Origin of the sequence: Amycolatopsis sp. NPDC051061, assembly GCF_040682935.1 — a bacterium.
Lineage (GTDB): Bacteria > Actinomycetota > Actinomycetes > Mycobacteriales > Pseudonocardiaceae > Amycolatopsis.
In genome coordinates, this window is sequence record NZ_JBFBBZ010000001.1 from 223,415 (window position 1) to 249,204 (window position 25,790).

Consider the following 25,790-nt stretch of genomic DNA (forward strand, 5'->3'; position numbering starts at 1 on the left):
CTACCCTCCTCGGGTGCGTCTCGTGATCGCGCGGTGCCAGGTCGACTACGCCGGCCGGCTCACCGCCCACCTGCCGATGGCCACCCGCCTGTTGCTCGTGAAGTCCGACGGGTCGGTGTCCGTCCACTCCGACGACCGCGCGTACAAGCCGTTGAACTGGATGAGCCCACCCTGCTGGCTGATCGAGGACGGCAAGATCTGGATCGTCGAGAACAAGCAGGGCGAGAAGCTGGTGATCTCGATCGAGGAGATCTTCCACGACTATTCGCAGGCGCTGGGCGCGGAGCCGGGCCTGCGGAAGGACGGCGTCGAGGCGCACCTGCAGGAGCTGCTGGCCGAGCACATCAAGACCCTCGGCGACGGCTACACGCTGGTCCGCCGCGAGTTCCCGACGCCGATCGGCCCGGTCGACATCATGGCCCGCGACGCCGACGGCAAGTCGGTGGCGGTGGAGATCAAGCGCCGCGGCGAGATCGACGGCGTCGAGCAGCTGACGAGGTACCTGGAGCTGCTGAACCGCGACCCGCTGCTGGCCCCGGTCCAGGGCGTGTTCGCGGCGCAGATCATCAAGCCGCAGGCGCGCACGCTGGCGGAAGACCGTGGAATCCGGTGTCTGACGCTGGACTACGACGAGCTGCGCGGCATCGAGTCCGACGAGTTCCGGCTGTTCTGACGTGGAACCCGGCCGGTACGCGCACTACAAGGGCGGCGAGTACGAGGTCCTCGGCGTGGCGCGGCACAGCGAGACGGAAGAGAAGCTCGTGGTGTACCGGGCGCTGTACGGATCGCGCGGCCTCTGGGTGCGGCCGGAGGCGATGTTCGCGGAGACCGTCGAGACGGCGGACGGGCCGGTGCCGCGGTTTCGCCGGGTTTCGGACTGAAGTACCGATACCGAATCGATGCCTAATTGCGGTATCTGATTCCCGGTGTGATTGCTCCGCAAGGAAATTGTTAACCCGATAGGCGGCAGATAAGTGATCGCCTCCTTTCTGACCTGCCTTTATGCGCTGTTCGGGTGAGTTCGGGATCCTATTGCGCCAACCCGTGCGACACTCGATTTCGAGGGGTTCCGCCGGTGCGTCCGGCGTGGCCGGAGGGTGGTGCGCTCGGCCGTCTTTCTTTGTCGTGCCTACGTTTCAGTCCGCCTTCGAGCTCGGTGTGCGCATGCCGTCCGGCCGGTGTGCGCGCTTTTCACCCGCACGGAGGAGGAAATCATGCGTTATCGCCCACTCGGTTCCGATCCGGCCGACCCGCGCCTGGGCCGGTTCATTCCGGACGACTGGCGCCACGTCGAAAGGTATCCGCTCACCGCGCTCTCCGCCGAAGATCGGCCGAGCCGGGCGCCCGTCGTGATCGGGGTGAACTGGTACTCCGCCTTCGACACCCCCGAGAAGGACGAGACCTCCGGTGAGTTCTTCATCGCCAAGGCCGGCGTCAAGAAGCTCGGCCGGATCCGGGGTGGCCACTGCGTCTGCCTCGAGCCGGGTGGCACGCCGGACACCGACGCCTGGTACGCGTTCTACGACCAGGGCAAGGAAGGCGCCTGCGTCGGCTTCGGCTGGTCGCGCTGCATGACGATCTTCAACGGCAGCGAGTACACCGCCCGCTGGCTCTGGGACTCGGCCAAGAAGCGCGACGAGTGGGACGAAACCAACCCCGGCGACGACAACGGCACCTCGGTCCGCGCCGCGGCCGAGGTGCTCAAGGAGACCGGGCACGTCCTCTGGGACGACTCCTACGCGAACGACGAGTGGCAGGCGCGCGAGAACTACGTGCCCGAGGCCAAGCAGGGCATCAAGGCCTTCCGCTGGGCCAAGTCGGTCGACGACGTGCACTCGGTGCTCGCCAACCCGCGGGCCGACGAGCTCGGCGCCGTGCCGCTGCTCAACTCGTGGGGTCCGGACTACCCGCACCGCACCTACCTGCCCGACGACGTGCTCGCCAAGCTGATCGAAGAAGACGGCGAGATCGCGGTCCCGACCGACCGGTGATCCACGCACCGCTCCCGCGGCGGGTGACAGAAGGCGCGTTTCCCCAGCTCAACGTCAGGGGGGACGCGCCTTCTGGCCATTGTGGACACGTCAGCGTGCCGACCCTGAATCCATGCAGTACTGTCCGGATCCGACAGGACAGTGGTGATTCCTGTGGGTTGTTGTCCAGTTGAAAGAGGTGGGTCGGGTGCTCGTCCTAGCCGATGCGAACCTGCGACTCGACGCGAGCGCGATCGACTACATCGAGTTGGCGTTCTACTTCGTGCTGGTACTCGGCATCGGGTACCTCGCGCGGCGGCAGGTGTCGAGCAGTCTCGACTTCTTCCTGTCCGGCCGCTCACTGCCCGCCTGGGTCACCGGCCTGGCGTTCATCTCGGCGAACCTCGGCGCGGTCGAGGTCATGGGCATGTCGGCCAACGGCGCCCAGTACGGCCTGCCGACCGTCCACTACTTCTGGATCGGCGCGATCCCGGCGATGCTGTTCCTCGGCATCGTGATGATGCCGTTCTACTACGGCTCGAAGGTCCGCAGCGTCCCCGAATTCATGCGGCGGCGCTTCGGCAAGCCCGCCCACCTCGTCAACGGCGTCAGCTTCGCCGCCGCTCAGATCCTGATCGCGGGCGCGAACCTGTTCCTGCTGGCCAGCGTGGTGAACCTGCTGCTCGGCTGGCCGCTGTGGGTGTCGATCATCATCGCCGCCGCGATCGTCCTCTCCTACACCGCGCTCGGCGGCCTCTCCGCCGCGATCTACAACGAGGTCCTGCAGTTCTTCGTGATCGTCATCGCGCTGGTGCCGCTGACGATCATCGGCCTGGTCAAGGTCGGCGGCTGGCAGGGCCTGGTCGACAAGGTCACCAACAGCCCGGGCGGCACCGCGCAGCTGCACTCGTGGCCCGGTGACAACCTGACGGGCTTCGGCAACAACATCTTGTCGATTCTCGGCATCGTGTTCGGTCTCGGCTTCGTGCTGTCGTTCGGTTACTGGACGACGAACTTCGTCGAGGTCCAGCGCGCGATGGCGTCGAAGAGCATGTCCGCCGCGCGGCGCACGCCGATCATCGGCGCGTTCCCGAAGATGTTCGTGCCGTTCATCGTGATCATCCCCGGCATGATCGCCGCGGTCACCGTGTCCGAGTACGTGAAGGACAAGCAGGTCCTGCTGGACGGCGGCACCGCGGAAAGCGGCGTCACGTTCAACAACGCGCTGCTCCTGCTCATGCGGGACCTGCTCCCGAACGGCATGCTCGGCATCGCGATCGCCGGTCTGCTGGCCTCGTTCATGGCGGGCATGGCCGCGAACCTGAGCTCCTTCAACACGGTCTTCACGTACGACATCTGGCAGACGTACATCAAGAAGGACAAGCCGGACGGCTACTACCTGCGCCTCGGCCGCATCGTGACGTCGGTCGGCACGATCCTCGCCATCGGCACCGCGTTCATCGCGTCGAACTCCGGCAACATCCTGAACTACCTGCAGGACCTGTTCTCCTTCTTCAACGCGCCGCTGTTCGCGACGTTCATCCTGGGCATGTTCTGGAAGCGGATGACCCCGCACGCCGGCTGGAGCGGCCTGGTGCTCGGTACCGCGTCCGCGGTCACCGTCTGGGGCCTGTCGCAGGCCGGGGTGATCGGGCTGAGCGGGCAGGGCACGAGCTTCGTCGCCGCGGGGACCGCGTTCGTCGTCGACATCGTGGTGAGCGTCGTCGTCTCGCTGGCGACCAAGCCGAAGCCGGACGAAGAGCTGGTCGGGCTCGTCTATTCGCTGACCCCGAAGGAAACGCGTCAGCACGACAACACCGGCGAGAACGCGGGCTGGTACCGCAAGCCGGGCCTGCTCGCGGGCATCGTGCTCATCCTGACCATCGCCCTCAACGCCATCTTCTAGGAGGTCCGTCATGGCTACCGAGTCCGGCGCGCGGCCGCAGAAGGCGGGTGCCTTCGATATCCGGCTGATCATCGCCCTGCTGATCGGCGTCTACGGCGTGATCCTCACGGTGATGGGCGCCTTCTTCACCTCCGACGCGGAGCTGAAGAAGGCGGCGGACGTCAACATCAACCTGTGGGCCGGTCTCGGCATGCTGGTGGTGACCGCGGCGTTCGTAATCTGGGCCCGGGTCCGGCCGCTCGTCGTGCCGGCCGAGCCCGAGAACGCCGACACCACGTCGCCCGCCGAGGCCGAATAGCGGGGTTGTCCGGACAGGGACGCGCGGTTCCGGCTACCGTGCACCGCGTGCTCCCTGACGTTCGGCGCCGCCGTCTCCCGAAGCTGTTCCTGCTGGTCACCGTCCTCGCGCTGCCGCTGACCGCGTGCGGGCAGGACCTCGGCAAGTCCAACTTCGCGCGGACGACGGTGCCCGCGGCGGCCGGCGCCGGCCAGGTCTCCGACGGCCCGATCACCGACGCCGCCGTGGCGGCCGGCGTGCTGCGCACGGTCAAGCCGTGCCAGTTCCTGACCAAGGAGGCCCTCGGCGCGCTGGGCCTCGGCACGGTCGAGGAGGACCCGTCGCCGTCGTCGATCGCCTTCGACCGGTGCGGCAACAAGGTGAAGGACCCCGGCGGCAAGGAGATCCGGCTCGACTTCGAGATCGGCAACACCCTGCTGCCGCACGCGGACAAGACGACCGGCCAGGTCGGCGGGCTCCCGCTGCGCGTCGACAAGACCGACGACTCCGGCTGCACGGTCGCGACCATGACGGCGCTGAACCCGGACATGGCCCTGACGCTGTCGGTCACCTACCCCGGCGACCCGTGCCGGCCCGGCCAGACGCTCATGGACGCCATCGTGCAGAAGGTGCACAACTCGCCGGAGAAGTACTCGACACCGGCGGGCACCGTCGTGACCGCCGACCCGTGCGCGATGGCCGACACCACCGCGGTATCTCCCGTCGTGCCGTCGGCGAAGTCGGCGCCGTCGGGCCTGCACTCCTGCCAGTGGCAGAGCAACGGCGCCAACCCGTCCGTGACCGTCGAGTTCCTGCCGGGATTGCCGCCGATCGTCGGGGACGGTTACTCCAAGGTGGACCTCGGCTCCGGCGTCACAGCGTTCCAGAAGCAGGCCGACGGGAGCGCGTCGCGCTGCACGGTGGAGTGGCAGCACCGGCCGTGGCAGGGCGACGACGTCGAACTGGCCCAAGTGGACTACGAGAACTACAACGCCAAGCCGGACACCGACGACCCGTGCGGCAAGGCTGTGACCGTCGCGAAGAACGTGGTCACGAAGCTCCCCAAAGCCTGACCTGGCGGTGGACCGCGCGGGGAGGTAGGAAGGGGACACCCCACCCGCCGATGTGCCGGAGGCTGCTGTGAAGAAGATCATCAACGATCCGGCGAACGTCGTCGCGGAGTCGCTGCGGGGCCTCGCCGCCGCGCACGCGGACATCCTGCGCGTCCAGGAGGATCCGGACGTCGTCGTCCGTGCCGACGCGCCGGTCGCGGGCAAGGTCGCCGTCATCTCCGGGGGCGGGTCCGGGCACGAGCCGCTGCACGGCGGGTTCGTCGGCCGGGGCATGCTCGCCGCCGCCGTGCCCGGCGCGGTGTTCACGTCGCCGACGCCGGACGCCGTGCAGGCCGCCGTCACCGCGACCACCGGTGCGGCGGGCGCCCTGCTCATCGTGAAGAACTACACCGGCGACGTGCTGAACTTCGAGACGGCCGCCGAGCTGGCCGCCGCCGAAGGCCTCGAGGTGCGCAGCGTCGTGATCGACGACGACGTCGCGGTCAAGGACTCGACGTACACCGCGGGCCGCCGCGGGGTCGGCGGCACGGTGTTGCTGGAGAAGATCACCGGCGCGGCCGCCGAGCGCGGCGACTCGCTCGACGCCGTGGCCGCGCTGGCGCAGAAGGTGATCGGCCAGGTGCGGTCGATCGGCGTCGCGCTGACCGCGCCGACCGTGCCGCACGCCGGCACGCCCAGCTTCGACCTCGGCGACGGCGAGATCGAATTCGGCATCGGCATCCACGGCGAGCCCGGCCGCGAACGGATCCCGCTCGAACCGGCCGACGCGCTGGTGGCGCGGCTGGTTGATGCCGTTCGGGAGGACCTGCCGTTCTCCTCCGGTGACCGGGTGCTGCTGTTCACCAACTCGATGGGCGCCACCCCGCTCGTCGAGCTCTACCTGGCGCACGGCATCGCTGAGCGGCTGCTGGCCGAGCGTGGGATCGTGGTGGAACGCCGGCTGGTCGGCCCGTACATCACCAGCCTCGAGATGCAGGGGATGAGTCTGACGTTGCTCAAACTGGACGACGAGCTGACCGAGCTCTGGGACGCCCCGGTGAACACCGCGGCGCTGCGGTGGGGGGTCTGATGACCTGCAAGGCCGACGGGGTCGCGGCGGCCGTGCGCGCCGCGGCGGCCGTCGTCGCCGAGCACCGCGTCGAGCTCATCGACCTCGACCGCGCGATCGGCGACGGCGACCACGGCGAGAACCTGAACCGCGGGTTCACCGCCGTCGTGGCAGCCCTCGACGCGGGCGTGCCGGAGACGCCGGGCGCGGTCCTCAAGCTCGTCGCGACGACGTTGATCTCGAAGGTCGGCGGAGCCGCGGGACCGTTGTACGGCACAGCTTTCCTGCGCGCTTCCGCCAAGCTCGGGACCGCCGAGGACCTCGATGTCCCGGCGCTGCTGGACGCGCTGCGCGCCGGTCTCGAAGGCGTCCAGGCCCGCGGGAAAGCCGTGGGCGGCGACGCGACCATGGTCGACGCCCTGATCCCGGCGGTGTCGGCCGCGGAGAAGGCGGCCGACGACGGTGGAGACATCGCCGCGGTGCTGACCGCCGCGGCCGACGCGGCCGACCGCGGCGCGGAGTCCACAGTGGACCTGGTGCCGCGCAAGGGCCGCGCGTCCTACCTGGGCGAGCGCGCGGTGGGGCACCTGGACCCCGGCGCACGCTCGTCGGCGCTGCTGCTGCGCGCGTTCGCCGAGGCCGCCCGGTGAGCGTCGGCATCGTTCTCGTTTCGCACAGCGCGAAGCTCGCCGAAGGCCTGGCGGAGCTGGCGGCCCAGATGGCGCCGGACGTCACCATCCTTCCAGCCGGCGGTCTCTCCGACGGCTCGATCGGCACGGACTACGACGAGGTCGTCGCGGCCACCCAGCGCGCCGACTCCGGCGACGGCGTCGTGCTGCTCTACGACCTCGGCAGCGCGCAGATGACCGCCGAGCTCGCCGTCGAATCGCTGGCCGACCCCTCGGCCGCCGTCGTCGCGGACGGCCCGCTGGTCGAAGGCGCGATCGCGGCGGCCGTCGCGGCGCAGTCGGGCGAGGACCGCAAGGCGGTGGCGGAGGCCGCCGCGGCCGCCGGGATGCCCGAGGACCTGGTGCCGGCCGAACCCGCCGGCGGCGGTGGCGACGAGGTCGAGCTGGTGTTGCGGAACGAGGTCGGGCTGCACGCGCGACCGGCCGCGGTGCTGGTGCGCGCGCTCAGCGCGTTCGACGCCGAGGTCACGGTCCGGCTCGGTGACCAGGAGGCCGACGGTCACAGCGTGCTGGCCCTGATGTCGCTCGGCGCCCGCCAGGGCGACCGGATCCGCGTGCGGGCGCGCGGACCGCAGGCGCCCGCCGCGCTGGACAAGGCGAAAGAGCTGGTGGACGGCAACTTCGGCGAGTGAACCCGGCTCGCCGACCGGGTGACTTGCGCGGTACTTACTCGATTCCGTGTGGGCTCCGGCCGTTCCGTGTGGCAGAGTCAGGGGCCAATTACCAGCGAGTAACATCTCTGGAGGCCTCGATGGCGCGGGACATCTCGACGGTCGGAGTGGTCGGCCTGGGCACGATGGGGGCCGGGATCGCCGAAGTGCTCGCGCGCAGCGGGCTCGACGTCGTCACGGTCGAGCTCGACGACACCGGCGTCGCCCGGGGCCGCGGGCACATCGAGCACTCGACCGAGCGTGCTCTTTCCGGCGGCAAGCTCGATCCGGCCGGTCGCGAGGCTCTGCTCGGCCGGATCCGGTACAGCACCACGCTCTCGGACCTGTCCGAAGTGGACTTCGTGGTCGAGGCGATCCCGGAGAGCCTGGAACTGAAGGCCGACGTCCTCACCGAGCTGGACAAGATCACCCGGCCCGAGGTCGTCTTCGCGTCCAACACGTCGTCGCTGTCGATCACCGAGATCGGGGTGCACACCACGCGGCCCGGCAAGGTCGTCGGCATGCACTTCTTCAACCCGGCGCCGGTGCAGAAGCTCGTCGAGATCGTGAAGACCGTGGTCACCGAGCCGGAGGTGGTCACCGAGGTGGTCGCGTTCGCCGAGCGGCTCGGCAAGGTGCCGGTGGTGATCGGCGACCGGGCCGGGTTCATCGCGAACGCGCTGCTGTTCGGCTACCTCAACCACGCGGTGCGGATGTACGAGCAGCGCTACGCCACGCGCGAGGACCTCGACGCGGCGATGCGCTTCGGCTGTGGCTATCCGATGGGCCCGCTCGCGCTGCTCGACCTGATCGGGCTGGACACCGCGTACGAGATCCTCGACACGATGTACCACCAGTCCCGCAACCGGCTGCACGCGCCGGCGCCGCTGCTCAAGCAGATGATCACGGCGGGTCAGCTGGGGCGCAAGACCGGCCGCGGCTTCTACGCCTACGACGCGCCGGACTCGCCCAATGTGGTCGCTTCCGGGGTTGTGGCCACTGTGGATTCGGTCCCGCCGCGGCCGGTCGCACGGGTCGGCGTGGTCGGCACCGGGACGATGGCGACCGGCATCGCGGAGGTGTTCGCGAAGCGTGGCCTCGACGTCGTGCTGCGCGCCCGGAGCCTGGAGAAGGCGCAGGCGTCCGTGGCGAAGGTGAAGAAGTCCCTCGACAAGGCCGTGGTCAAGGGCAAGTTGTCCGAAGAGGACGCTGCTTCGGCCTTGGCGCGGATCACCCCGGTGACCGACTTCGAGGCGCTGGCCGACGTCGATCTCGTCGTCGAGGCGGTGGCCGAGGAGCTTTCGGTGAAGCAGGCGGTGTTCGCGGCGCTGGACGAGGTCGTCCGCCCGGGCGCGGTGCTGGCGACGACGACGTCTTCGCTGCCGGTGATCGAGTGCGCGGCGGCGACGTCCCGGCCGTCCGACGTGATCGGTCTCCACTTCTTCAACCCGGCGCCGGTGATGAAGCTGGTGGAGGTGGTCTCGACGATCGCGACCGCCCCGGACGTGGTGGCGACGGCGAGCGCGGTCTGCGCCGCGGTGGGCAAGCACGCGGTCCACTGTGGAGACCGCGCGGGCTTCATCGTCAACGCGCTGCTGTTCCCGTACCTGAACGACGCGGTGAAGATGCTGGAGGCCCACTACGCGGGGGCGAACGACATCGACACGGCGATGAAGGTGGGCTGCGGCCTGCCGATGGGCCCGTTCGAGCTGCTGGACGTGGTCGGGCTGGACGTGTCGCTGGCCATCCAGCGCACGCTGTACAACGAGTTCCGCGAGGAGGGTTTCGCGCCGGCTCCGCTGCTGGAGCACCTCGTGACGGCCGGACGGCTGGGCCGGAAGACCGGGAAGGGTTTCAAGGACTACTGATCAGCTTCCCAGGTCCAGGTCGACCCATAGGGCGCCCACTGAGGGCGGAGGTCGGCCGCCGCCGGGTGGAACTCGGGCGCACACCACCCGGGCCGGCAGGGTCACTCGACGCGTACCTCCTAGCTCGTCACCGGTAGTACCCCTCGACCGGCACGCGGGCCTCGTCGAACAGTGCCGGGCCTTCCAGCTTGTGCTTGCCCCACGTGACCGGTGGCCGCAGCGTGAGGAACTGTTCCGTCGACAACGCGTAGACGACGCGGCCGAGCCCGGACCGCTCGATCGCGCCGGTGCACATCCCGCACGGCTGGGTGCTCGTGAACATCGTGGTCGCCGCCGCGGCCTCGGGGGCCAGGTTCTGCGCCGCCCAGCGGGCGAGCTTCAGCTCCGGGTGCGCCGTGATGTCGTTGTCGGTCAACGAGGTGTTGCGGTCCTCGGCGAGGACGTTGCCCTCGGCGTCGGCCAGCAGCGAGCCGAACGGCGGGTTGCCGTGCTCCTCGCGCGCTTCGCGGGCGAGCTCGATCGCGCGCCGCAACAGGGCTTCTTCGGTGTCCTTCACCGGTTCTCCTTCCAGGACGCGGCGACTGCCGCGAGGTCCCGCCACGCGACCTCCGGGTGGAGGGTCTCGGCGGGGTCCGCATCGAACGGGTCGAACACGACGGTGTCCGCGCCGAGTGCCCGCAGCTGGGCCAGGTCGTCGAGGACCTGGTCGAGGGTGCCTTCGCCGGCGCGCCGATCCGGGTCGGTCACCGGGGTTCCGGTCACCCGCAGCAGGATCCGCGGGGCGAACGCCGGCACCGGCCGGTCGCCGGCGAGGGTTTTCAGGCGCTCCAGGCCTTCCCGGAACCCGGACATCGTCATCCGCAACGGGTGCCAAGCGTCGCCGAGCTCCACCGCGCGGCGCAGCCCGGCGTCGCTGTGCCCGCCGAGCCAGAGCGGGATCGGGCCGGCGCGGTAGTCGTCGCGGTCGGCCCAGGCCGCGCGAATCGTGCGGAGGTACTCGCTGGTGAGCTTTCCGCGCTGCTCGAACGGCACGCCGAGCGCGTCGAACTCCTGCTTCGCCCAGCCGATGCCGGCGCCGAGCACGAACCGGCCACCGCTGAGCGCGTCGAGGTTCGCCGCCATCCGGGCCACCAGCAAGGGATGCCGGTACGGCACGACCAGCACGGTCGTGCCGAGCCGCACCCGTTCGGTGACGCCCGCGAGCCACGACAGCGTCGTGAACGGCTCGTAGAACGGCGCCGGGTACTGGCCGGCGACGTCCGGGGTGATCGCGACGTGGTCGGACACCATCAGCAGGTCGAAGCCGAGGCCTTCCACGGTCCGCGCCCAGGCGCGCAGCACGCCGGGGTCCGTGCCCGGGCCGAAGTTGGGGACGTTCACGCCGATCTTCACCAGGAAAGGCTATCGAGGTCAACGCCGTGATCGGAAGGGATCGATCACGGCGTTCGGGCGCTTCGTCCGTGGATCTCGCGGTACATTCGCCCCATGACCGAGAGTCTCGACCCGACCGACTGGGCCATCCTGGTCGAGCTGCAGCAGGACGCCCGGCTGCCGCTCACCGAACTGGGCCGCCGGGTGAACCTCAGCGCGTCGGCGACGACCGAACGGCTCCGGCGGCTCGAGGCCACCGGTGTGATCACCGGCTACCGCGCCGACGTGGACCTCGGCAAGGTCGGCTACCCGGTGCTCGCCGTCGTCCGGCTCAAGTACCCCGGCAGCCGGCACGAGGCCCTGCACAAGCTCCTCGGCGAGCGCCTCGAGATCCTCGAATGCCTGCGCACCACCGGCGACGACTGCTACACGCTCAAGATCGCCGCGGCCTCGATGGCCCACCTCGAGCACACGATGGACGAGCTGGCCCAGTTCGGCAGCACGACCACGAACGTCGTCTACAGCCAGACCCTGCCCTACCGCGGGCCGCGGGAGCCCGCCCGTGACCTGGACGCCTGAGCGCATCGTCGTCTACGGCGTGACCGGCTCGGGCAAGTCGACGCTCGCGGCCCGGATCGCCGAGCGCACCGGCCTGCCCTACGTCTCGGCCGACGACCTCACCTGGTTGCCGGGCTGGGTCGCGGTGCCCGACGAGGAGCAGCGCCGCCGCATCGCCGAGGTGTGCGCGGGGGAGCGCTGGGTCCTCGACGCCGCGTACACCAAGTGGAAGGACGTCGTGCTGCCCCGCACGCAGCTCATCGTGGGGCTCGACTACCCGCGCTGGCTTTCGCTGGGCCGCCTGGTGCGCCGGACGGCCCTCCGCTCGCTGACCCGCGAGCGGATCTGCAATGGGAACGTCGAGTCGTTCCGCCAGGTGTTCTCCGCGGACTCGATCATCCGTTGGCACTTCGCGTCGTTCGCGCGGAAGCGGGCGCGGATCCGGGAGTGGGCCGCCGAACCGCCGTGCCCGACGGTCGTCCGGGTGACGTCGCCGCGTGAGGCCCGCCGCTGGCTGGACACCCTCTGACGTCAGGCGCCCGGTGGCAGCAGTGGGCCGCCGCTCCAGTGCTGGAAAACGAGGTTCGTGTGCACGCGGGCGACCTCGTCCCGGGCCGTCAGCTCGTCGAGCACCAGGCGTTGCAGCTCGCCGGCCGAGCTGGTCGCGACGTGCGCGAGGAAGTCGTCCGGCCCGGTCAGGTGGTAGACCGCGCGCACCTCCGGCAAGGACAGCAGGTGCTCCACGAACGGGTCCACCAGCGGTCGTCGGTGAGGGCGGACCTGGACGAACAGGAACGCCTCCAGCGGACGGCCCAGCTTCGCCGCGTCGACCGACGCGTGCTGACCGGTGATCACGCCGGTGTCCCGCAGCCGGGCGACGCGGTCCAGGCACGTCGACGGCGCGATGCCGACCGCCGCTGCCAGGTCCTTGTTGGTGATCCGGGCATCGTTCTGGAGCAGGCGCAGAATCTCGAGGTCGACCGGACTGAGTTCGACGGAAGCGGGCATCGGCGAATGATATCCGAGACTGTTGCCACGGATCCGGTGAAAGCTCGACCATGCTGACATGACCTCCTCGCTGCGCACGCGGGCCGTGCACGCCGGCCGTGACGACCTCACGGACCTCGGCGTGCACGCCGCCCCGCTCGACCTGTCGACGACCTACCCTTCCCGCGACAGTGCCGCCGAAGCCGCCCGGATCGACGAGTTCGCCGCCGGCGGCGAACTCGCCGGGCCGCCGATCTACGGCCGGGTGGGCAACCCGACCGTCGAACGGTTCGAGCGGGCACTCGCCGAGCTCGAGGGCTTCGAGCACGGCGTCGCGTTCGCCAGTGGCATGGCCGCCGTCTCGGCCTGCCTGCTTTCCGCGGTGGCGCAAGGGAAACGGCATGTCGTCGCGGTGCGCCCGCTCTACGGCTGCAGCGATCACCTGCTCGAGTCCGGGCTGCTCGGCACCGAGGTCACCTGGGCCGCGCCGGACGCCGTCGGCGCCGCGCTGCGGCCCGACACCGGGCTGGTGTTCATCGAGACGCCGGCGAACCCGACGCTCGCGGAGGCCGACATCGCCTCGCTGGCGGCTGCCTGTGGGGACGTGCCTCTGGTGGTGGACAACACTTTCGCGACCCCGGTGCTCCAGCGCCCCGGCCGCCACGGCGCGCGGATCGTGCTGCACAGCGCGACGAAGTTCCTCGGCGGCCACGGCGACGTGATGGGCGGGATCGTCGCGTGTGATGCCGCGGAAGCCGCCCGGCTGCGGCAGATCCGCTTCGCCACCGGCGGCGTGCTGCACCCGCTCGCCGGATACCTGTTGCTACGCGGGCTTTCCACGCTGCCGCTGCGCGTCAACGCCGCTTCGGCGACCGCGGCGACGCTGGCCTCGCGTCTCGGCGACCACCCGGCGGTGACGGCCGTCCATTACCCGCGCCTCGGCGGGCCGCTGGTGGCGTTCGAGGTCGACGGCGACCCGCACGCCCTGATCGGCGCGGTCCGGCTGATCACGCCGGCCGTCAGCCTCGGCAGCGTCGACACGCTGATCCAGCACCCGGGTTCGATCAGCCACCGGATCGTCGACGCGGGTGACCGGCACGACGCGGGCGTGTCCGACCAGCTGATCCGGCTGTCCGCCGGGCTCGAGGACGTCGAGGACCTGTGGGCCGACCTGGAGCAGGCGCTGAAGGCCCGCTAGCCGCAGCAGCCGCCGCCACAGCAGCCACCGCCGCCGCCCGCCGGGACCGCGGGTCCGCTCGCGGCCCCGGTGAAGGCGACCGTGGTGAGCAGCTTGACGGTGTCGCGGTGGCCCACCGGGCAGGCCGCCGGCGCGCTCGATTCGCTCATCGGGCGCAGGAGCTCGAACGTCTCGGTGCACTCGCGGCAGCGGTAGGCGTAGGTCGGCATGCCGCGATTATCGCCGGATGGGCCCGCAGATGGGAAGGTGGGCGCGTGCAGCCGCCAACGCTTGCCGACGTCCCGCACCTCGGCCAGGTCGTCCCGTCCCTGCTCGCCGTGCTCGGGGTGCCCGGCTTTGCCAACACGCTGGCGCTTCCGGAGGCCCGCAGTACCGGGGTGCTGCTGGTCGACGGGCTCGGCTGGGAGCTGCTGGCCGAGCACGCCGCCGACGCGCCGGTGCTGACCGAGCTCGCCCGGGAGTCGCTGCGGGTGGGCTTCCCGTCCACGACGGCCGCCGGGGTGGCGGCGATCGGCACCGGCCTCGCGTCCGGCGAGCACGGCATGGTCGGCTACACGTTCGAGATGCCCGGCACGGGTGTGCTCAACGCGTTGCGCTGGCGCAGCCACGAGGACGGCAGCGACCTCCGGGGCGCGCTCCCGCCGCGGGAGGTTCAGCCGCTGCCGACGACGTTCGAGCGGGCCGCCTCGGCGGGGATCGACGCGGCCGTGGTGTCGTCGGCGCAGTTCGCCGACACCGCGTTGACCCGGGCCACTCAGAGCGGCGCGCGGTACGCCGGGGTGCACGCTCTGGGCGATCTCGCCGCGCGGACCCTGTCGGTGCTCGAAGGGCGGGCGTTCTGCTACGCCTACCACAGCGAACTCGACCTGCTCGGGCACGTGTACGGGCCCGGTTCGACCGCGTGGCGGATGCAGCTGCGGCAGATCGACCGGCTCGTCGAGTCCCTTGTGGACGGCCTGCCGGCCGGCGCCCTGCTCGCGGTGGTGGCCGACCACGGGATGGTCACCGTCGACGACAAGCTCGACCTCGAAGACGTCCCGGAGCTGCTTTCCGGGGTCCGGACCTTCGGGGGCGAGGTGCGGGCCCGGCACGTCTACACCGAGCCGGGCGCGGCCGCGGACGTCCTCGCGGCCTGGCGGGCGGTGCTGGGCGAGCGGGCCTGGGTGCGGTCGCGGGAGGAGGCCATCGCCGAGGGGTGGTTCGGGCACACGGTCAGCGATCGGGTGCTGCCGCGGATCGGGAACGTCGTCGCGGCGGCCCGGGGGCGGTTCGGGATGGTGCGGGGGCTCGCCGAGGCCGTCGAGACGTCGCTGATCGGGCAGCACGGGTCGCTCACCACCGCCGAACAGCTGGTGCCGCTGGCGCTCGTGCAGGGCTAGCGCGTACCCGGACGGGTCCGGCTTCCGGGAACGTGCTCCGGCGGGAACTTTCCCGGCCGGCGTGCCGACCTGCCCACTGCGTACCCGACTGACGGGAGTGGGCGGAATGAGCGGGCTGGACGGGATCGGCGTCGTCGGGGCCGGCGGTGAGGGACGGGCCGTCGCGGCCCACCTCGCCTCGCGGGGGCTGTCGGTGCACCTTTGCACGCGGGATCTCTCGGGCGTGGAAGAGATCGCGCGCCGGCGGGAGATCGTCGCGAGCGGGGTGCTCGACGGGCGGTTCCCGCTGCGGGAGGTGACGGCGGACCCCGCGTCGCTGGCCGGGCGGGCCGTGGTGCTGGTCGCGACCGTGACCACCGCTTACCCGGAGGTCGCCGTCCGGCTCGCGCGACACCTTCGCCCGGGACAGGTCGTCGTGCTGTTCTCCAGCAAGCTGTGCGGGAGCGTCGAGTTCGCGCACGCGCTCGCCGCCGCCGGGGCGCCGGAGGTCGACGTCGTCGAGACCGACGCGCTGTTCGCCGCGCGGCCGTCCGGGACCGGCGGGGTGACCGTGCTGGGCGCCAAGGGCTGGAACCTGATCTCCGGCAGCACGCCGGCCGCCGTCGGACGGCACGCCGGGCTGCTGCGCGAGTGGTTCCCGATGCTGGAGGTCGCGCGCAACCCGGTGGAACGCGGCCTGCACGACTTCGGCGCGGTCGCGCACGTGCCGATCGCGCTCGCCAACCTCGGCACCATCGACCGCGCGGAGGAGCTGCTCTTCTACGTCGAAGGCGTTTCCCACCGCACGATCGCGCTGCTGGAGCGGACCGAAGCCGAGTTCGCCGCCGTCGCGCGGGCCTACGGCGCCCGGTTGCTGCCCATGACCGAGGTCCTCGACCGCTACTACGGCTGCCCGGCCACGACGTTGCTCGACGCGTTGCGGACGGTGGAGCCGTACCGGACGATCGCCGCGCCGACCAGCCTCGACCACCGCTTCCTCACCGAGGACATCCGCTCCACGCTCGTGCCGCTGCAGGCACTCGCGCGGTGCGCCGGGGTCGCCACGCCGATGGTCGACGCCGCCATCACGATCATGTCCGTGCTCGGGGGCGAGGACTTCCGCCGGACCGGGCGGACGCTGGCCCGGCTCGGCTGGGACGGCCTCGGTCATGACGGGATCCGGCGCCGGTTGCGGATCGGCGGCCGGGTGGCGGGCCGCGCGGCTTGAACTCCGACGGGCATCACCCGTGATCGGAGGGGCATCACCCGTGATCGGAGGGGCATCACGTGTGATTGGAAGGGCATCTCACGTGATTGAAGGGGCATCACGCGTGATTGGAGGGTCGGCTCGCGTACCCAGGTGGACGACTCGCGTACCCAGGGGGACGACTCGCGTGCCTGGAGGGTCGGGTTGTGTGCCTGGGGGGTCGGGTTGGGGCGGGGCGGATACCGTTCGGGCGTGCCTCGACGCAACCGTCCCGGCCGCCGCGCGGACGGCGGGCCGCCCGAACGCGACCTCGGTGCCGCCACCGGCTGGGCGCGTGCCGAGTCCGGCTCCGACGGCGACTGGCTCGTGCGGACCGTGCCCGGCTCGCAGGCCACCAAGGACTACCGGTGCCCCGGCTGCGACCACGAAATCCGGCCGGGCACGCCGCACCTCGTCGTCTGGCCCGCCGACGAGACCGGCTCCGTCGCCGACCGGCGGCACTGGCACCGGGCCTGCTGGGACGCGCGGGCGCGCCGGCGGCCGAACCGCCGCCGGTGACCCGATTCCTTCTGGAGTTGTCAAACATCGCCCGGCTCAGCGCCGGTAGTGCCGCGAGAAAGCGCCGTCGTACATCTCCTCCGTGTACTCGGTGAAGCCGAGCCGCTCCGCCACCCGCAGCGACGGCTTGTTGTCGACGCTGACGCTCGCCAGCACCGGCACCGAGGGCAGATCCCGGGCGCACCACTCCAGGACCGCCTGCCCGGCCTCGATCGCGTAACCCTTGCCCCACGCCGACGGCCGGAACCGGTAGCCGAGGTTGAGCACCTTCTCGCCGTGGAACTCCCGCAGCCGCACGCCGCACATGCCGATGACCTCGGTGCCGCCGCGTTCGGTCACCGCCGGGTAGCCGAACCCGTGCTCGGCCCAGTGCGCCAGCCACTCCGAGAACATCGCCGACGCGCGCGGGACGTCGGGCGGGTCGGGGTGGAAGCGGTTGGTGCGCGGGTCCGTGTGGATGTCGACCATCGCCTGCCGGTCCGCCTCGTGGAGCGGACGCAGCAGCAGCCGGTCGGTTTCGATGTCGGTGAACACATCGGCGAAGCTAGCGCGGGGGTCCGACAAAATGGCGCGCATGACCGAACTGCCGCTGGTCCTTCTCCACGCCTTTCCCCTGGACGCCCGCATGTGGAACGCGGTGCGCGAGCCCCTCGCGTCACACCTTCGGGTGATCACCCCGGACCAGCGCGGGCTGGGCCGCTCGCCGCTGCCGGACTCGGAGCGCGAACCGAGTCTCGAGGACGCCGCGCGCGACGTCGTCGTCCTGCTGGACCGCCTGGAGCTGGACCGCGTCGTGCTCGGCGGCTGCTCGATGGGCGGCTACCTCGCGATGGCCGTGCTGCGGCTGGCGCCGGAGCGGATCGGCGGGCTCGTGCTCATCGACACCAAGGCCACGGCCGACACGCCCGAGGCCGCGCAGACGAGGCTGGACGTCGCCAAGCGCGTCGACGACGAAGGCATCCAGGGCTGGCTGGTCGAGGCCAACCTGCCGAACCTGCTGGCCGGCTCGACCCGCGAGCAGTGCCCGGACGTCGTCGAGACCGTCCGGGAGATCATCGAATCGCAGCCGCCCGAGGGGATCTCGTGGACGGCGCTGGCCCTGCGGGCCCGGCCGGACTCGCTCGACCTGCTGCGCGAGGCGAAGGTCCCCGCGCTGGTCGTCGTCGGCGAAGAGGACGCGATCACCCCGGTGACGGCGGCGAACGAGATGGTCGAAGCGATGCCCGGCGCGACGCTCGTGGTGCTCCCGGGCGCCGGGCACCTGACCCCGCTGGAGGACCCGGCGGGCGTGATCGAGGCGATCCTGTCCTGGTACCCCGCGACTCACGAGAAGTAGGCGGCGAGCGCCGAACGGGCTTCGGGCAGCCGGTGGGGGAACCGCCGGGCGATCATGAACCGCCACACGACGGCATAGAGCTCACGCAGGCGAATCCAAGGCCCGAGCGCGGCTTCGGGTATTTCGCCCGGGTAGGCGGCCAGGAACTCCGGGCCGCCTTGCCGGGCGAGGATCCCGAGGTCCCAGGCGAGCGACCCGCACCAGGTGTCCTCGAAGTCCAGCCAGCAGGGGCCCGCGGGAGTGGCGATGAGGTTGCCGGGGTGCGCGTCGCCGTGCAGGGGCTGCACGGCGACGTCCGGCAGCGTCGCGGCGAGGCGGGCCGTCTCCGCGCGCAAGCGGGGGTCCAGGTCGTGCCGGTCGAGCATGCGCTCCAGGTCGTCGAGCGGGCCGCGCCGGGGCAGTTCGCCCGGGAACTCCCGCAACGCCGAATGCACCTCGGCGAGCGAACGCGCGACGACGTCCGGTGCGTACCGGTGGTCCGGATCGTGCGGGGTGTGGTGCCAGAGCGTGACCGGCAGGCCCTCGGCGAAATGCGGTCCGGCCGGGGGATCCGTGGCCGGTGAGACGACGAGCACACCACGTTCCGTGAGAAACCGGGAGACGGCCACGTCCCGCTCCTGCCACGCCGGGCCGGACCGCGCCAGCCGGACGGTCCCCGGCACCCGCGCGACCAGCGGACCCAGCTTCACCAGCACGTTCGAGCGTTCGTGGAGCACCTCGGGCTCGTGCTCGCGCAGGCCCAGCCGGGAGGTCACGGTCAGTGCCGCGCGGACGGCGGTAAGCGTGCAATCGTCGGCCACGGCCCGATCTTGCCAGCCGGTGCGCGCGACTGTCGGTGACGAGGGCTACGATCCCCCATGACCGCTGAACCGGGCGTTGCCCACCTCGGCGGCCGGACGATGACCACCACGAGGTTTGAGTGTTGGAGGCAGGAGTGACGGCCGTAGCCCCCAAGCCGATCGCGACGCGCCCGTACCCCGCGCGCGAGTCGGTCAAGGGTTCGTACCTGCTGCGGTTGTTCCGCACGACGGACCACAAGCAGATCGGGATCATGTACCTGGTCACGTCGTTCGCCTTCTTCATGGCGGGCGGCGCGATGGCCATGCTCATCCGCACCGAGCTGGCACGACCCGGGCAGCAGTTCCTTTCGCAGGAGCAGTACAACCAGCTGTTCACCATGCACGGCACGGTGATGCTGCTGCTGTACGCGACCCCGATCCTCTTCGGCTTCGCGAACTTCGTGCTCCCGCTGCAGATCGGCTCGCCGGACGTCGCGTTCCCGCGGCTGAACGCGTTCTCGTACTGGCTGTACCTCTTCGGCGGCCTGATCGTGCTGTCGGGCTTCCTGACGCCGGGTGGCGCCGCCGACTTCGGCTGGTTCGCCTACACCCCGCTGTCGGACGCGATCCACTCGCCGGGCGTCGGCGCGGACCTGTGGATCTCCGGCCTGGTGGTCTCCGGTCTCGGCACCATCCTCGGCGCGGTCAACATGGTCACCACCGTGGTCTGCCTGCGCGCGCCGGGCATGACGATGTTCCGGATGCCGATCTTCACCTGGAACATCCTGGTGACGTCGATCCTGATCCTGCTCGCCTTCCCGATCCTGACCGCGGCCCTGATGGGCCTGCTGGCGGACCGGCATCTCGGGGCGCACGTGTTCGACCCCGAAAACGGCGGGGTGATCCTCTGGCAGCACCTGTTCTGGTTCTTCGGCCATCCAGAGGTCTACATCGTCGCTCTACCATTCTTCGGGATCGTGTCGGAGATCTTCCCGGTCTTCAGCCGCAAGCCCATGTTCGGCTACAAGAGCCTGGTCTTCGCGACGCTGGCCATCGCGGCGCTGTCGGTCGCGGTGTGGGCGCACCACATGTACGCCACCGGTGCCGTGCTGCTGCCGTTCTTCTCCTTCATGACGTTCCTGATCGCGGTCCCGACCGGCGTGAAGTTCTTCAACTGGATCGGCACGATGTGGAAGGGCCAGCTGTCCTTCGAGACGCCGATGATCTTCTCGATGGGCTTCATCGTCACGTTCCTCTTCGGCGGCCTGACCGGCATCATGCTGGCCGCGCCGGCGATCGACTTCCACGTGTCGGACAGCTACTTCGTCGTCGCGCACTTCCACTACGTGCTCTACGGCACGATCGTGTTCGCGACCTTCGCCGGCATCTACTTCTGGTTCCCGAAGATCACCGGCCGGATGATGGACGAAAAGCTCGGCAAGTGGCACTTCTGGACCACGTTCATCGGCTTCCACGGCACGTTCCTCGTCCAGCACTGGCTGGGCGCCGAGGGCATGCCGCGCCGGTACGCGGACTACCTGACCAGTGACGGCTTCACCACGCTGAACACGATCTCCACGATCGGCGCGTACATCCTCGGCGCCTCGACGCTGCCGTTCATCTGGAACGTCTTCAAGAGCTACCGGTACGGCGAGATCGTCACGGTGGACGACCCGTGGGGCTACGGCAACTCGCTCGAGTGGGCGACGTCCTGCCCGCCGCCGCGGCACAACTTCAGCGAGCTGCCCCGGATCCGCTCCGAGCGGCCCGCGTTCGAGCTGCACTACCCGCACATGATCGAACGCCTCCACAACGAGGGTGAGATCCGCTTCTTCGGGAAGCAGAAGGTCAACGGCCACGGAGCCCCGTCGCAGGTGCTCACCGAAGCGGTGATCCCGGGAGACCACTCCCGGGACAACGCGAGCGAGCAGGGCGACAAGTAGCAACCTGATCGAGTGAGCGCGTGCCCGGCTTTTGTGAAGCCGGGCACGCGCTCTACTTATGTCCGAGGCCGGACCGGCAGACTGAGCGTGCAGCGTCGCCGAACGAGGGATGACCCGTGACCCAGACCCCCGTCCTGATCACGACCACCGGCCCCGACAAGCCGGGCGTCTCGTCCGTGCTGTTCGCCGTGTTGACCCGCCACGACGTCGACGTGCTCGACGTCGAGCAGGTCGTCATCCGCGGGCAGCTCGTGCTCGGCGTGCTCGCCGGCGTGTACCGCGATCCGGAGGGCCTGCAGGAGTCGGTCGAGCAGGCGTTGGCGTCCGTCGGCATGCAGGTCGACGTGAAGATCGGCTCGGCGATCGGCGACGACCCGTTCGCGCTGGGCCGCCGCGACTCCACCCACGTGCTGGTCATCCTGGGCCGGCCGGTCACCGCGCGGGGCTTCTCGGAGGTCGCGCGCCGGCTGGCGTCGCTGGGCGCCAACATCGACGGCATCCGCAGCGTGGCCGACTACCCGGTGACCGGGCTGGAGCTGTACGTCTCGGTCGATCGCGACACCCCCGAAGCCGACGCCGCGCTGCGCTCGGCGCTCGCCGACGCCGCGGTCGAGGTGGGCGTCGACATCGCCGTCGAGCGGGCCGGGATCACGCGCCGGGCGAAGCGGCTGGTCGTCTTCGACGTCGACTCGACGCTCATCCAGGGCGAGGTCATCGAGATGCTGGGCGCGCACGCCGGCGTCGAGCCGGAGATCCGCGAGATCACCGAGGCCGCCATGCGCGGCGAGCTCAACTTCACCGAATCGCTGGAACGCCGGGTCGCGCTGCTGGAGGGCCTGCCCGCGTCGGCGATCGACGAGGTCGCCGCGTCGATCGAGCTGACGCCGGGCGCCCGCACGACGATCCGCACGCTCAAGCGGATGGGGTTCAAGACCGGCGTGGTGTCCGGCGGGTTCACCCAGGTCATCAACGGCCTGGTGGCGGAGCTCGGCCTGGACTTCGCGGCGGCGAACGAACTCGAGATCGTGGACGGCAAGTTGACCGGCAAGGTCGTCGGCGAGGTTGTCGACCGCGCAGGTAAGGCGAAGGTGCTTCGCCGCTTCGCCGGCGAGTACGACATCCCGCTGGAGCAGTGCGTCGCGGTCGGGGACGGCGCCAACGACATCGACATGCTTTCGGCGGCGGGCATGGGTGTCGCGTTCAACGCCAAGCCCGCGCTGCGCGAGGTGGCCGACACCGCGCTCTCGCACCCGTACCTCGACGCCGTGCTGTTCGTGCTCGGCCTCACCCGCGGCGAGGTCGAGGCGGCCGACGCCGCCGACGGGCTCGAGCTGATGCGTCCGTGAGCAGCGTTCTCGACCCCCTGGGCGCCCGTTACGCCTACTGGCTGGGGCTTCCGGCCGAGGACACTTCGGACACCTCCGACGAGGTTCCGGCGGAAGTCCGGGCGATGCCGGTGATCCTGCGCATCGAACGGGCCGAGCCGCCCGGCCGCACGCCGCTGCTGGAGGCCGCGGCGGCCGCCGCGCTGGCCGTCTGCCTCGACGAGCGCGCCGAGCCCGGCGGCGAGTGGGCCGAGCCGATGCACGCGTGGCTCGACAACCGGATCCGCAAGGTCGCGCGGCGGGCGCGGGGCGCGCACTGGGCCGCCGTCCAGGACCTGCCGGGCATCACCGTCGAGATCGACGGCGCCGAGGCACGGGCCCTCGTACCGGGTTTGGTGACCGAAGCGCCCAAAGAGGTCTCGCGGCTGCAGATCTCGGGCAGCGAACTCCCGCCGGACGAGCCGGGGCCGCTACCCGGCGGCGTCCCGCTGCTCCTGCTCAACCCGCACGCGCCGATGACCGTCGGCAAGGCCGCCGCACAGGTCGGGCACGCCACGATGATCCTCGCCGCGCTGCTGGACGACGACCGGCGAGCCGCCTGGGCCGCGCGGGGCTACCGGACCGCCGTGCGCACGGCGAGCGTCGCGCGGTGGAAGGAACTGCACCCCGGGGACGACCCCGAGGGAGCGTGGCGGCGCGATCGCGTCGTCGCCGTCCGGGACGCCGGGTTCACCGAGGTCGACCCGGGCACCCTCACGGTTCTTGCCCAGTGGGAGCCGGAACAAGCGGCTTCTTGAGCCGGTTGGAGCGGGCATGGGACTCGAAGTACAGCGCGACGGCAAGCACTCCTTCGTCGGCCGCAACGAGCGCGGCGCGGAGGTCCGGCTGGGCCGCAACGGCGCCGAAGGGGCGTTCTCGCCCGCGGAACTGCTGCAGATCGCGGCCGCGGGCTGCAGCGCGGTGACCGCCGAGGAGCTGATCACGCGGCGGGTGGGCGAAGACGCGAAGTTCCGCGTGACCGTAAACGCCGATCGCCGTGAGGGTGCCTCGGAGCTGGACGCCGTGCACGTCGCCTTCGATGTCGACGTGTCGACTTTAACGGCGGACCAGCGGGAAGCGCTGGCCGGTGCGGTGGACCGCGCGATCGAGCGGCTGTGCACGGTGAGCCGGACGCTCAAGAAGGGGATCCCGGTGACGGAGGAGTTCCCGGCCGCCTAGTTCTCGCTGGATTCCCAGACCACGTAGGCCTGGTCGGCGTCGGTCGTCATGGCCTCGATGAACTTCTCGTTGTCGAAGCCGGGCAAGGACTGCAGACGCTCGATCAGCGCGTCGGCCGCCGGGTCGCCGCTCGGCACCGCCGTGCCCTTGCCGTCCGTGCCCACCAGCATGAAGAACACGTCTTCGTTCCACGGGCCGTCGGGGATCACCCGGACCATCACCGACGACAGGCCGGCCCACGTGACAGCTTCTTCGCTGCCGTCCGCGAGCCGCCGCCGCACGCCGGTGTCGTCGACACTGACGGTCCGGGACTGTGCGCTGGACGAATCCTGGGTCAACCGGTGCTCCCTTGTTGCTTCGGTTGCTTCACCGTACCGGTCGGTGTTGTGGACCGCGTCACGCGGGCGCGGCAGCGTCCAGCCGGCGCAACGCGTCGCGCGCCACCTTCGGATCCATCGTCGGCCAGAACGGCGGCAGCGACGCACGGAGGAATCCGCCGTAGCGGGCGTTCGCGAGCCGCGAATCCAGCACCGCGACCACTCCGCGGTCGGTCACCGACCGGTGCAGCCGGCCGGTGCCCTGCGCCAGCAGCAGCGCCGCGTGCGTGGCCGCCACGCTGAGGAAGCCGTTGCCGCCGCGGGCTTCCACCGCGCGCTGCCGCGCCGAGGAGACCGGGTCGTCCGGACGCGGGAACGGGATCCGGTCGACGACCACGAGCTGCAGCGACGGCCCGGGCACGTCCACGCCCTGCCACAGGCTGAGCGTGCCGAACAGACAGGTGCGGACGTCCTCGGAGAACTTCTGGACCAGCAGCGACGTCGCGTCCTCGCCCTGGCAGAGGATCGGGAAGTCGAGCCGCGCGCGCATCTCCTCGGCCGCCTGCTTGGCCGCCCGCATCGAGGAGAACAGCCCGAGCGTGCGCCCGCCCGCGGCCTCGATCAGCTCGGCCAGCTCGTCCATTGTGGACGAGGCGAGCCCGTCGCGGCCCGGCGGCGGCAGGTGCTTGGCGAGGTAGAGGATGCCGTTGCGCTTGTGGTCGAACGGCGAGCCGACGTCCAGGCCGGTCCACTTCGGCCCGGAATCGGCGTCGGACGGCGCTTCCTTGTCCGTCGCGGCTCCCGGCGCCTTTTCGACGCGGGGCGCGCCCGGCGGCAGGCCCCACTGGCGCGCCATGGTGTCGAACGTGCCGCCCAGGGTCAGCGTCGCGGACGTGAGGACCGTGGTGTGCTGGTTGAACACGCGCTCGCGCAGCAGCCCCGCGACGCCGAGCGGCGCCACTTTCAGCGCCGGCGGCCGCGGGTTCGACGCGTACTTGTCGCCGGAGAGCCAGACGACGTCGCGCTGGTGCGCCTGGTCTTCGTCGAACGCCTCCAGCAGCCGGACCGCGGTGTCGTGCACCTCGTCGAGCAGTGAACGCGCCAGCTTGCGCGCGGTGGCCCCTTCGACGTCCTCCTTGCGATCGGACCCCAGCGACGTGATGCACCGGTGCGCGGCGTCGCGGATCGCCGGGATGGCGCCCTTCAGCGGCTGCGGCAGCTCGTCCATCCGGCCCGCGGGCAGGTCGTCGACGATCAGGGCCAGCCCGTCACCCGCCTCCAGGAGGCCGTCGGCGACGTCGGCGTCGATCAGCTTGCCGCAGCGGCGCGCGGCCGACGCGCACATCGCGCTGGTGAGCTCGCCGGTGGCGACCGAGGTGACGCGGTCGACGAGGTCGTGCGCCTCGTCGATGATCACGACGTCGTGGTCCGGCAGGACCTGGTAGCCCTGCAGGGCGTCGATCGCCAGCAGCGCGTGGTTGGTGATGATGACGTCGGCGCGGCCGGCTTCGGCGCGGGCCTTCTCGGCGAAGCAGTCCGTACCGATCGGACAGCGCGAAGCGCCGAGACATTCCTTCGCCGTCACGGACACCTGGCGCCACGCCTGGTCGGTGACGCCCGGGACGAGCTCGTCGCGATCGCCGGTTTCGGTGTCCGACGCCCACTCTCGCAGCCGGGTCACCTCTTTGCCGAGGCGCGACACCGCGAACGGGTCGAAGAGCTGGGCGTCCTCCGGCTCGTCCGGCGCGCCGGAGTCCAGGCGGTGCAGGCACATGTAGTTGCGGCGGCCCTTGAGGATCGCGAAGGTCGGTTCGCGGCCGAGGGGCTTCTTCAGCGCCTTCGCCAGGCGCGGGAGGTCGCGGTCGACGAGCTGGCGCTGCAGCGCGATCGTCGCCGTGGAGACCACGACGGTGGCTTCCTTCTCGACGGCGTGGCGGATCGCGGGAACGAGGTAGGCCAAGGACTTGCCGGTGCCGGTGCCGGCCTGCACGGCCAGGTGCTCGCCGGTGCGGATGGCGCGGCCGACGGCGTCCGCCATCTCGACCTGCCCTCGGCGTTCGGCACCCCCGACGGACTCCACCGCGTGGGTGAGGAGTTCGAGGACGCCGGGGAAATCAGTTCGGGCGGGCACAGCGACACATTAGCCGCCACCGC

General features: G+C 70.9%; 29 protein-coding genes. 21 read left to right on the plus strand and 8 right to left on the minus strand.

Features of this window, described 5'->3' with window-relative positions; all coding sequences use genetic code 11:
* Positions 1 to 13: 13 nt before the first annotated feature.
* From nucS to AB0N03_RS01145, 10 genes are all read left to right on the plus strand, one after another.
* Positions 14 to 673: an endonuclease NucS gene (gene nucS, locus AB0N03_RS01100; RefSeq protein ID WP_364363383.1), complete on the plus strand. Its 660-nt coding sequence runs from the start codon at positions 14 to 16 to the stop codon at positions 671 to 673.
* A gap of 1 nt (position 674) precedes the next feature.
* Entirely contained in the window at positions 675 to 881 is a 207-nt protein-coding gene (locus tag AB0N03_RS01105; protein ID WP_364363386.1) for a DUF1653 domain-containing protein, read from the plus strand.
* A 333-nt stretch (positions 882 to 1,214) separates the two neighbouring features.
* On the plus strand, positions 1,215 to 1,991 hold the full coding sequence (locus AB0N03_RS01110; RefSeq protein WP_364363389.1) for a hypothetical protein: 777 nt from the start codon (positions 1,215 to 1,217) through the stop codon (positions 1,989 to 1,991).
* A gap of 187 nt (positions 1,992 to 2,178) precedes the next feature.
* Positions 2,179 to 3,876 (plus strand): sodium:solute symporter family protein, encoded by a 1,698-nt coding sequence (locus AB0N03_RS01115; RefSeq protein ID WP_364363391.1) that lies wholly within the window; start codon positions 2,179 to 2,181, stop codon positions 3,874 to 3,876.
* Positions 3,877 to 3,886: 10 nt separating this feature from the next.
* Positions 3,887 to 4,174, plus strand: coding sequence for a hypothetical protein (locus AB0N03_RS01120; protein ID WP_364363394.1), 288 nt, complete (start codon positions 3,887 to 3,889; stop codon positions 4,172 to 4,174).
* A gap of 47 nt (positions 4,175 to 4,221) precedes the next feature.
* Positions 4,222 to 5,226, plus strand: coding sequence for a DUF3558 domain-containing protein (locus AB0N03_RS01125; RefSeq protein ID WP_364363397.1), 1,005 nt, complete (start codon positions 4,222 to 4,224; stop codon positions 5,224 to 5,226).
* Between the two features lie 67 nt (positions 5,227 to 5,293).
* On the plus strand, positions 5,294 to 6,295 hold the full coding sequence (dhaK, locus tag AB0N03_RS01130; protein ID WP_364363400.1) for a dihydroxyacetone kinase subunit DhaK: 1,002 nt from the start codon (positions 5,294 to 5,296) through the stop codon (positions 6,293 to 6,295).
* Complete coding sequence (dhaL, locus tag AB0N03_RS01135; RefSeq protein WP_364363403.1) at positions 6,295 to 6,924, plus strand: dihydroxyacetone kinase subunit DhaL; 630 nt, start codon at positions 6,295 to 6,297, stop codon at positions 6,922 to 6,924. The genes dhaK and dhaL overlap by 1 nt, the downstream gene beginning before the upstream one ends.
* Complete coding sequence (gene dhaM, locus AB0N03_RS01140; RefSeq protein ID WP_364363406.1) at positions 6,921 to 7,595, plus strand: dihydroxyacetone kinase phosphoryl donor subunit DhaM; 675 nt, start codon at positions 6,921 to 6,923, stop codon at positions 7,593 to 7,595. Before dhaL ends, dhaM begins: the two co-directional genes overlap by 4 nt.
* Positions 7,596 to 7,714: 119 nt before the next feature.
* The gene (locus tag AB0N03_RS01145; protein ID WP_364363409.1) at positions 7,715 to 9,481 is read left to right on the plus strand and encodes a 3-hydroxybutyryl-CoA dehydrogenase; all 1,767 of its coding nucleotides are present in this window, start codon (positions 7,715 to 7,717) and stop codon (positions 9,479 to 9,481) included.
* Positions 9,482 to 9,608: 127 nt separating this feature from the next.
* On the opposite strand, the gene AB0N03_RS01150 is transcribed toward AB0N03_RS01145, so the two are convergent.
* Both AB0N03_RS01150 and AB0N03_RS01155 read right to left on the minus strand, forming a co-directional pair.
* Entirely contained in the window at positions 9,609 to 10,037 is a 429-nt protein-coding gene (locus AB0N03_RS01150) for a nucleoside deaminase (protein ID WP_364363412.1), read from the minus strand.
* Positions 10,034 to 10,873 carry an LLM class flavin-dependent oxidoreductase gene (locus tag AB0N03_RS01155; RefSeq protein WP_364363414.1) on the minus strand — a complete coding sequence of 280 codons (840 nt, stop codon included), beginning with the start codon at positions 10,871 to 10,873 and terminating at the stop codon, positions 10,034 to 10,036. The genes AB0N03_RS01150 and AB0N03_RS01155 overlap by 4 nt, the downstream gene beginning before the upstream one ends.
* Before the next feature lie 93 nt (positions 10,874 to 10,966).
* On the opposite strand from AB0N03_RS01155, the gene AB0N03_RS01160 reads away from it, so the two are divergent.
* Both AB0N03_RS01160 and AB0N03_RS01165 read left to right on the plus strand, forming a co-directional pair.
* Entirely contained in the window at positions 10,967 to 11,431 is a 465-nt protein-coding gene (locus AB0N03_RS01160) for an Lrp/AsnC family transcriptional regulator (protein ID WP_364363417.1), read from the plus strand.
* On the plus strand, positions 11,415 to 11,939 hold the full coding sequence (locus AB0N03_RS01165; protein ID WP_364363420.1) for an adenylate kinase: 525 nt from the start codon (positions 11,415 to 11,417) through the stop codon (positions 11,937 to 11,939). The genes AB0N03_RS01160 and AB0N03_RS01165 overlap by 17 nt, the downstream gene beginning before the upstream one ends.
* 2 nt (positions 11,940 to 11,941) lie before the next feature.
* On the opposite strand, the gene AB0N03_RS01170 is transcribed toward AB0N03_RS01165, so the two are convergent.
* On the minus strand, positions 11,942 to 12,418 hold the full coding sequence (locus tag AB0N03_RS01170) for an Lrp/AsnC family transcriptional regulator (protein WP_364363423.1): 477 nt from the start codon (positions 12,416 to 12,418) through the stop codon (positions 11,942 to 11,944).
* A gap of 58 nt (positions 12,419 to 12,476) precedes the next feature.
* Here AB0N03_RS01170 and AB0N03_RS01175 point away from each other — a divergent pair, with 58 nt between their 5' ends.
* A complete protein-coding gene (locus AB0N03_RS01175) occupies positions 12,477 to 13,595 on the plus strand; it encodes a PLP-dependent transferase (RefSeq protein ID WP_364363426.1) in 1,119 nt (372 codons plus the stop codon).
* Here the strand turns inward: AB0N03_RS01175 and AB0N03_RS01180 are convergent.
* A complete protein-coding gene (locus AB0N03_RS01180) occupies positions 13,592 to 13,804 on the minus strand; it encodes a zinc ribbon domain-containing protein (protein ID WP_364363429.1) in 213 nt (70 codons plus the stop codon). The genes AB0N03_RS01175 and AB0N03_RS01180 overlap by 4 nt on opposite strands.
* A gap of 45 nt (positions 13,805 to 13,849) precedes the next feature.
* On the opposite strand from AB0N03_RS01180, the gene AB0N03_RS01185 reads away from it, so the two are divergent.
* The 3 genes from AB0N03_RS01185 (at position 13,850) to AB0N03_RS01195 (ending at position 16,718) form a co-directional block, all read left to right on the plus strand.
* Positions 13,850 to 14,974 (plus strand): nucleotide pyrophosphatase/phosphodiesterase family protein, encoded by a 1,125-nt coding sequence (locus AB0N03_RS01185; protein WP_364363432.1) that lies wholly within the window; start codon positions 13,850 to 13,852, stop codon positions 14,972 to 14,974.
* A gap of 106 nt (positions 14,975 to 15,080) precedes the next feature.
* Positions 15,081 to 16,181, plus strand: a complete 1,101-nt coding sequence (locus AB0N03_RS01190) for an NAD/NADP octopine/nopaline dehydrogenase family protein (protein ID WP_364363435.1) — start codon at positions 15,081 to 15,083, stop codon at positions 16,179 to 16,181.
* Positions 16,182 to 16,412: 231 nt separating this feature from the next.
* A complete protein-coding gene (locus tag AB0N03_RS01195; RefSeq protein WP_364363438.1) occupies positions 16,413 to 16,718 on the plus strand; it encodes a hypothetical protein in 306 nt (101 codons plus the stop codon).
* 36 nt (positions 16,719 to 16,754) lie between these two features.
* On the opposite strand, the gene AB0N03_RS01200 is transcribed toward AB0N03_RS01195, so the two are convergent.
* On the minus strand, positions 16,755 to 17,294 hold the full coding sequence (locus tag AB0N03_RS01200) for a GNAT family N-acetyltransferase (protein WP_364363441.1): 540 nt from the start codon (positions 17,292 to 17,294) through the stop codon (positions 16,755 to 16,757).
* On the opposite strand from AB0N03_RS01200, the gene AB0N03_RS01205 reads away from it, so the two are divergent.
* Complete coding sequence (locus tag AB0N03_RS01205; protein WP_364363444.1) at positions 17,293 to 18,054, plus strand: alpha/beta hydrolase; 762 nt, start codon at positions 17,293 to 17,295, stop codon at positions 18,052 to 18,054. The genes AB0N03_RS01200 and AB0N03_RS01205 overlap by 2 nt on opposite strands.
* Here the strand turns inward: AB0N03_RS01205 and AB0N03_RS01210 are convergent.
* Entirely contained in the window at positions 18,042 to 18,854 is an 813-nt protein-coding gene (locus AB0N03_RS01210) for a phosphotransferase (RefSeq protein WP_364363447.1), read from the minus strand. The two genes, AB0N03_RS01205 and AB0N03_RS01210, sit on opposite strands and share 13 nt — an antisense overlap.
* A 134-nt stretch (positions 18,855 to 18,988) precedes the next feature.
* Here AB0N03_RS01210 and ctaD point away from each other — a divergent pair, with 134 nt between their 5' ends.
* The 4 genes from ctaD (at position 18,989) to AB0N03_RS01230 (ending at position 23,319) form a co-directional block, all read left to right on the plus strand.
* On the plus strand, positions 18,989 to 20,776 hold the full coding sequence (gene ctaD, locus AB0N03_RS01215) for a cytochrome c oxidase subunit I (RefSeq protein ID WP_364363450.1): 1,788 nt from the start codon (positions 18,989 to 18,991) through the stop codon (positions 20,774 to 20,776).
* A 116-nt stretch (positions 20,777 to 20,892) separates the two neighbouring features.
* Entirely contained in the window at positions 20,893 to 22,122 is a 1,230-nt protein-coding gene (gene serB / locus AB0N03_RS01220) for a phosphoserine phosphatase SerB (protein ID WP_364363452.1), read from the plus strand.
* Positions 22,119 to 22,898, plus strand: a complete 780-nt coding sequence (locus tag AB0N03_RS01225; RefSeq protein WP_364363455.1) for a peptidyl-tRNA hydrolase — start codon at positions 22,119 to 22,121, stop codon at positions 22,896 to 22,898. The genes serB and AB0N03_RS01225 overlap by 4 nt, the downstream gene beginning before the upstream one ends.
* Before the next feature lie 16 nt (positions 22,899 to 22,914).
* Complete coding sequence (locus tag AB0N03_RS01230) at positions 22,915 to 23,319, plus strand: OsmC family protein (protein WP_364363458.1); 405 nt, start codon at positions 22,915 to 22,917, stop codon at positions 23,317 to 23,319.
* Here the strand turns inward: AB0N03_RS01230 and AB0N03_RS01235 are convergent.
* Positions 23,316 to 23,657 (minus strand): hypothetical protein, encoded by a 342-nt coding sequence (locus AB0N03_RS01235; protein ID WP_155541322.1) that lies wholly within the window; start codon positions 23,655 to 23,657, stop codon positions 23,316 to 23,318. The two genes, AB0N03_RS01230 and AB0N03_RS01235, sit on opposite strands and share 4 nt — an antisense overlap.
* 58 nt (positions 23,658 to 23,715) lie before the next feature.
* A complete protein-coding gene (locus AB0N03_RS01240; protein WP_364363461.1) occupies positions 23,716 to 25,767 on the minus strand; it encodes an ATP-dependent DNA helicase in 2,052 nt (683 codons plus the stop codon).
* Between the last annotated feature and the right edge of the window lie 23 nt (positions 25,768 to 25,790).

What these genes read in the sequence shown, in the direction of transcription:
- AB0N03_RS01110 (WP_364363389.1), top strand. Translation starts at nt 1,215, where the DNA reads ATGCGTTATCGCCCACTCGGTTCCGATCCGGCCGACCCGCGCCTGGGC.
- AB0N03_RS01120 (WP_364363394.1), top strand. Translation starts at nt 3,887, where the DNA reads ATGGCTACCGAGTCCGGCGCGCGGCCGCAGAAGGCGGGTGCCTTCGAT.
- AB0N03_RS01175 (WP_364363426.1), top strand. Translation starts at nt 12,477, where the DNA reads ATGACCTCCTCGCTGCGCACGCGGGCCGTGCACGCCGGCCGTGACGAC.
- dhaL (WP_364363403.1), top strand. Translation starts at nt 6,295, where the DNA reads ATGACCTGCAAGGCCGACGGGGTCGCGGCGGCCGTGCGCGCCGCGGCG.
- AB0N03_RS01205 (WP_364363444.1), top strand. Translation starts at nt 17,293, where the DNA reads ATGACCGAACTGCCGCTGGTCCTTCTCCACGCCTTTCCCCTGGACGCC.
- AB0N03_RS01170 (WP_364363423.1), bottom strand. Translation starts at nt 12,418, where the DNA reads ATGCCCGCTTCCGTCGAACTCAGTCCGGTCGACCTCGAGATTCTGCGC.
- AB0N03_RS01180 (WP_364363429.1), bottom strand. Translation starts at nt 13,804, where the DNA reads ATGCCGACCTACGCCTACCGCTGCCGCGAGTGCACCGAGACGTTCGAG.
- AB0N03_RS01190 (WP_364363435.1), top strand. Translation starts at nt 15,081, where the DNA reads ATGAGCGGGCTGGACGGGATCGGCGTCGTCGGGGCCGGCGGTGAGGGA.
- AB0N03_RS01200 (WP_364363441.1), bottom strand. Translation starts at nt 17,294, where the DNA reads ATGCGCGCCATTTTGTCGGACCCCCGCGCTAGCTTCGCCGATGTGTTC.
- AB0N03_RS01160 (WP_364363417.1), top strand. Translation starts at nt 10,967, where the DNA reads ATGACCGAGAGTCTCGACCCGACCGACTGGGCCATCCTGGTCGAGCTG.
- AB0N03_RS01145 (WP_364363409.1), top strand. Translation starts at nt 7,715, where the DNA reads ATGGCGCGGGACATCTCGACGGTCGGAGTGGTCGGCCTGGGCACGATG.
- AB0N03_RS01230 (WP_364363458.1), top strand. Translation starts at nt 22,915, where the DNA reads ATGGGACTCGAAGTACAGCGCGACGGCAAGCACTCCTTCGTCGGCCGC.